The sequence below is a fragment of the Candidatus Thiodiazotropha endolucinida genome (assembly GCF_001715975.1).
In the GTDB taxonomy this organism is placed as follows: Bacteria; Pseudomonadota; Gammaproteobacteria; order Chromatiales; family Chromatiaceae; genus Thiodiazotropha; species Thiodiazotropha endolucinida.
Map to the genome: position 1 here is coordinate 1 of NZ_MARB01000047.1, position 4,385 is coordinate 4,385.

Genomic DNA, 4,385 nt, shown 5'->3' on the forward strand with positions numbered 1-4,385 from the left:
GCGCCCCGAAGGAAGTGCCCTTGGGGTGCGCCTTGATTGGCGCTTTTTCAGACACAACAGGGCGCATTGGATTAGTGTTAACAGGCCCTAGATTTCTGACGCAATACAGTTCGGTACGAAAATGAACCTTTTCAACTTAAGACCGCCGTAGCGAATCAATCCAACTGCGCAACCCCTACCTCACAATTTGAGTATAAAAGATAACCACACTTTTTGTCCAAAATTGGTAGTGGCTTGCCAATAACTGCACCCACAGGATTGACGATGTCTTGTTGCTGGAATAATCCAGCCGTCCTGAATCGATAGGTAAGAAAACTATTCCGATTTATCGGATGATCTTAGGTATGGATTTCATCATTGACCTTGTTTTTCGGTAAATATGATCGAATCCGATGTCCGTAAAGAGAAGGGACAGAAGCGCCTTGCTGGTTCGTAGCAAGATCGAATCAATAATTATCAAGGTAAATGATCATGAGATGCCTGTCGTAGTAACGCTGAATAAGTGTGTTGCAATATTAACAGCACAGACGTTTATACCGGAACAATGGGTGCTTTAATGTGCGCAAGCCAAATCACTACAGAACCTGTTAAATCGTCGATTTGAAATCAGTTGTTTAAATCGACATGCCAAGCATTGACCAACCTCGTTGATCAGGGTAATAAGTGCCCCGATAGCAATCAACGTCCAGAAGACCGTATCGATCCATGTATAGCTGACCAATCCATCCAGGCCGTAGATAAAGAATGACATCAGACCGAACAACATGGCGATAACCAGGCCTAATAGTATGGGTAACATCTCTTTACTCCTTGAACTAAGATGGTGCTGTATATAAGAAAATTAGCAGAATCTAAAAAACAGCTTACAAAATTGGAGCCCAAGCGGGTGAAATGGTTCAGGTGATCTCCTGAATTATCATGGGGTCATCTGTTTAAAACCAGATAAAACAATATGTTATGATCTGCTTGTTCATCCCTCGACTGATGTGGTTTGTTTGCTGCATCACATAACGAATCCGTAACGGCACTTGATACGTATGATTCAGACGGTGTCTAGAGTAAAAAAAACCAGGAACAACCATGCTTGAAACGACCCATCTATTACAGCCAAGTACATTCCCCTCCATCAGTCGGGGAAAGCTGGAAACGCTCCAGGTCAATCTTGGATTTCGCTGCAATCTCTCATGCGTCCATTGTCACGTGAATGCTGGTCCTAAAAGGAAGGAGGAGATGGACAGGCGTACTGTCGAGGATGTACTGACTTTCCTGCAACGAAAACAGCTGCAGCGGCTTGACCTTACGGGTGGCGCACCGGAGCTGAATGAAAACTTTCGCTACCTGGTGAAACAGGCCAGAGAATTAGGCGTGCATGTGATCGATCGTTGTAATCTGGTTATCTTGCTGGAAAAGGGGCAGGAGGACCTGGCCGATTTTCTGGCCCGGCATCAGGTTGAAATCGTCGCTTCCCTGCCTTGCTATCTGGAGGAGAATGTAGACCAGCAGCGTGGCAAGGGAAGTTATGCCGGAAGTATCGATGCATTGCTCAAGCTTAATCGTCTGGGTTACGGTATGCCTGAGAGTGGCTTACAGCTCAATCTCGTCTACAACCCGCTCGGGCCCTGTCTGCCTCCACCTCAAGCACCACTCGAAGCGGAATACAGAATGCAGTTGCTTGAGCGTTATGGCATCCATTTCAATCAACTGATGACGATTACCAATATGCCGATCCAACGTTTTGGTAGTTATCTGCAGTCCAAAGGTGAATTCAACAGCTATCTGCAGTTGTTGCGGGATGCCTATCAGCCTGGCAATCTCGAATATGTCATGTGCCGCTCGCTACTGAGCGTTGATTGGCGCGGTTTTCTTTACGACTGTGATTTCAATCAGATGTTGAAGATACACCTTAAAACAGATCGCAGTATGCGACCTCGACTCAGAGACCTGTTCGATTGTGAACTCGAAGAGCTGCAGATCCAGGTTGCCGAACATTGTTATGGCTGTACAGCGGGTCAAGGCAGTAGTTGTGGTGGCGCCTTGAATGAGTAGTCGTCAAGGCAGCGATACTCGGATGATAAGCATCATTATCCCCTGCCTGAACGAGGGGCAGGGGTTGCAGCGCTGCCTATCCGATCTGCAGGCAATGCGCTCAGCTGGTCATGAGTTGATTCTGGTTGACGGTGGCAGTCGCGAACGGGGTCTGATTGCCAAATTGGAACCCTATGTGGATAGGCTGCTGTATGCCTCACCGGGACGGGCGCAGCAGATGAATAGTGGCGCCATGCATGCATCTGGAGATGTCTATTGGTTTCTGCATGCCGATAGTCGGATAAGAGATGGTATGGATTGTGAGATCCTGGCAGCTGTCGGTTCAAAGCCATCGTGGGGACGCTTTGATATCAGGTTGAGCGGTTCCCATCCCCTGTTTAGGATCATTGAACGGATGATGAACTGGCGGTCCCGTATCAGTGGCATTGCAACCGGGGACCAAGGTATTTTTGTTCACTGTCGGCTGTTTGAACAGGTTGGGGGATTTCCCCTGCAACCGCTGATGGAGGATATAGAGATCAGCCGACGCTTGAAGCGTCTTACCCTCCCGGTCTGCTTGCATGGCCCCCTTGTAACGTCCAGCCGCCGCTGGGAATCCAAGGGAATTGTACGCACCATGCTCTTGATGTGGATGCTGCGCTTTGCCTATTGGGTAGGTGTCAAGCCAAAGCATCTTGCCAGGCTCTATACTCTGGCTCCGGGCTGATCGAGCCATGGATCAATGTGCTATTCTGATTTTCGCCAAGACGCCATATCCTGGTTCAGTGAAAACGCGTCTGATACCTGCACTTGGCGAGGATGAGACAACCCGGCTCTATACCCGGCTCTTAACACGGATGGTCGACTGGACTTGTAATCAAACTCCGTTTGCGACAGAACTCTGGGTAACGCCGGGAAGGGATCATCCCCTATGGCGGCAGCTCGCGGCTGAGTATGACCTGCCGCTCTATCTGCAGCAGGGTGATGACTTGGGAGCACGCATGGGATTGGCGGCAAAAACAGCCCTTACCCGCCATCGCCATGTCGCTCTTCTCGGTGTTGACTGCCCTGCCTTGACTGCTCGCCATATACACCAGACATTTCACTGGTTGGAGAATGGCGAAGATGCGGTGTTGGGGCCTGCAGAGGATGGAGGTTACGTCCTGCTGGGCCTGAATAACTACCATAAGGATCTTTTCGAGGGGCACCATTGGGGAGGTGGGGATGTGGCGGCATCGACCAGGGCGGTCCTCGCGGATCTGGGATGGCATTGGCGTGAGTTGCCGCAACTCTGGGATCTGGATCGACCGCAGGATCTTGAACGTTTACAGCTAGGGTATCCGGAAATATGCCGAAGTTAAGGAAACGCTGCTGATTGCCTGTATGGTATTAAATGCGGGCTTCCGATGATGGCTTGAGGCAGGCTCAAGCCTTTCCCAATGATTTCGAGGTGGTGTTGGGTTTCGACTCGCCTGAGGGGCCGTAGGTTTTATCCCGCTGACTGATGCCCTTGAGGATATCCAGCGTTTGCGAGACATGACGTTGATTGAGTTGAACCGCACCACCATTGATTTCGTTCTGTTTATGACACGCTTCCAGCAGGGTGATGAATCGATGCCAGGTCTCGGATGTTGATTCAAGGTTACTGCATTGCTGGATATAGGTCTCCGTTCCTTGCCTATCAGTCCCGAATCCCTGTTGCTCCAGGAAACGGTTATGGGTTGCTACCGCGGCCTCGACCTGCTTCAGCTGCTCTCTTTTCTCTGTAATCAACGCCTGCAAAGCTTGAGGCGATCCCTTTTGCAGTAAGGTGTATTCTGAGCGCAGCAAATCAAGCAGTCGTTGTGACTGCTCGATTTCGTTATGCAGAATTTCGACGAAGTCACTGCAGGCTTCTGATGGATTGCTCATGGCGGTCAGGGCAGTGCCAGTTCCATCGCCAGCATCTTATCGGCTGCGGTTTGCGCATCGACGATAGGCATCTGTGCAATCCGTGCCTCCAATTCCAGTAGCTTACCGGCGGAGCCGGTCATGTCAAAACGGTCTTTGCGGGTGGAGGTTGTCGATGTTGCAGAACGTTTGCCGCCCGGCAATCCGGACCGTGTCACCAGACCGCTGTCTCCCGTACCCTTCAGATTACTGCTGGAGAGACTATTGATTTCAACGGCCATGACTCATCCTCTGTTACCTTGGTTACCTACTATAGAATATCGACATCCGGCACGGTTACTTTAGGGCCTGTTAACACTAATCCAATACACCCTGCTGGGGCTGTTTTTGTGTCCAGCAAGGCAGAATGAGCGAGGTGTAGTTATGCTACATGAGCGAATGATAACGCCGCTGGGCGCAAAAACAGCCCC

Annotated in this window: 6 protein-coding genes; 3 read left to right on the plus strand and 3 right to left on the minus strand. The window is 50.2% G+C overall.

Features of this window, described 5'->3' with window-relative positions:
- Positions 1-553 precede the first annotated feature (553 nt).
- A complete protein-coding gene (locus CODIS_RS20225) occupies positions 554-799 on the minus strand; it encodes a hypothetical protein (RefSeq protein WP_069128460.1) in 246 nt (81 codons plus the stop codon).
- A gap of 281 nt (positions 800-1,080) precedes the next feature.
- On the opposite strand from CODIS_RS20225, the gene arsS reads away from it, so the two are divergent.
- The 3 genes from arsS to CODIS_RS20240 are packed head-to-tail and all read left to right on the plus strand — an operon-like array spanning position 1,081 to position 3,386.
- A complete protein-coding gene (gene arsS / locus CODIS_RS20230) occupies positions 1,081-2,046 on the plus strand; it encodes an arsenosugar biosynthesis radical SAM (seleno)protein ArsS (RefSeq protein ID WP_069128461.1) in 966 nt (321 codons plus the stop codon).
- Positions 2,039-2,752, plus strand: a complete 714-nt coding sequence (locus CODIS_RS20235; RefSeq protein WP_083220960.1) for a TIGR04283 family arsenosugar biosynthesis glycosyltransferase — start codon at positions 2,039-2,041, stop codon at positions 2,750-2,752. The genes arsS and CODIS_RS20235 overlap by 8 nt, the downstream gene beginning before the upstream one ends.
- Positions 2,753-2,759: 7 nt before the next feature.
- Positions 2,760-3,386: a TIGR04282 family arsenosugar biosynthesis glycosyltransferase gene (locus tag CODIS_RS20240; RefSeq protein WP_069128462.1), complete on the plus strand. Its 627-nt coding sequence runs from the start codon at positions 2,760-2,762 to the stop codon at positions 3,384-3,386.
- Between the two features lie 64 nt (positions 3,387-3,450).
- Here CODIS_RS20240 and CODIS_RS20245 read toward each other — a convergent pair whose 3' ends face one another.
- Both CODIS_RS20245 and CODIS_RS20250 read right to left on the minus strand, forming a co-directional pair.
- Entirely contained in the window at positions 3,451-3,936 is a 486-nt protein-coding gene (locus CODIS_RS20245) for a flagella synthesis protein FlgN (protein ID WP_069128463.1), read from the minus strand.
- Between the two features lie 5 nt (positions 3,937-3,941).
- Positions 3,942-4,196, minus strand: a complete 255-nt coding sequence (locus CODIS_RS20250) for a hypothetical protein (RefSeq protein ID WP_069128464.1) — start codon at positions 4,194-4,196, stop codon at positions 3,942-3,944.
- Positions 4,197-4,385: the final 189 nt, after the last annotated feature.

Bases quoted from the DNA above. Each gene is read 5' to 3' on its own strand.
- CODIS_RS20225 (WP_069128460.1), bottom strand. From the start codon at position 799: ATGTTACCCATACTATTAGGCCTGGTTATCGCCATGTTGTTCGGTCTG.
- arsS (WP_069128461.1), top strand. From the start codon at position 1,081: ATGCTTGAAACGACCCATCTATTACAGCCAAGTACATTCCCCTCCATC.
- CODIS_RS20235 (WP_083220960.1), top strand. From the start codon at position 2,039: ATGAGTAGTCGTCAAGGCAGCGATACTCGGATGATAAGCATCATTATC.
- CODIS_RS20240 (WP_069128462.1), top strand. From the start codon at position 2,760: ATGGATCAATGTGCTATTCTGATTTTCGCCAAGACGCCATATCCTGGT.
- CODIS_RS20245 (WP_069128463.1), bottom strand. From the start codon at position 3,936: ATGAGCAATCCATCAGAAGCCTGCAGTGACTTCGTCGAAATTCTGCAT.
- CODIS_RS20250 (WP_069128464.1), bottom strand. From the start codon at position 4,196: ATGGCCGTTGAAATCAATAGTCTCTCCAGCAGTAATCTGAAGGGTACG.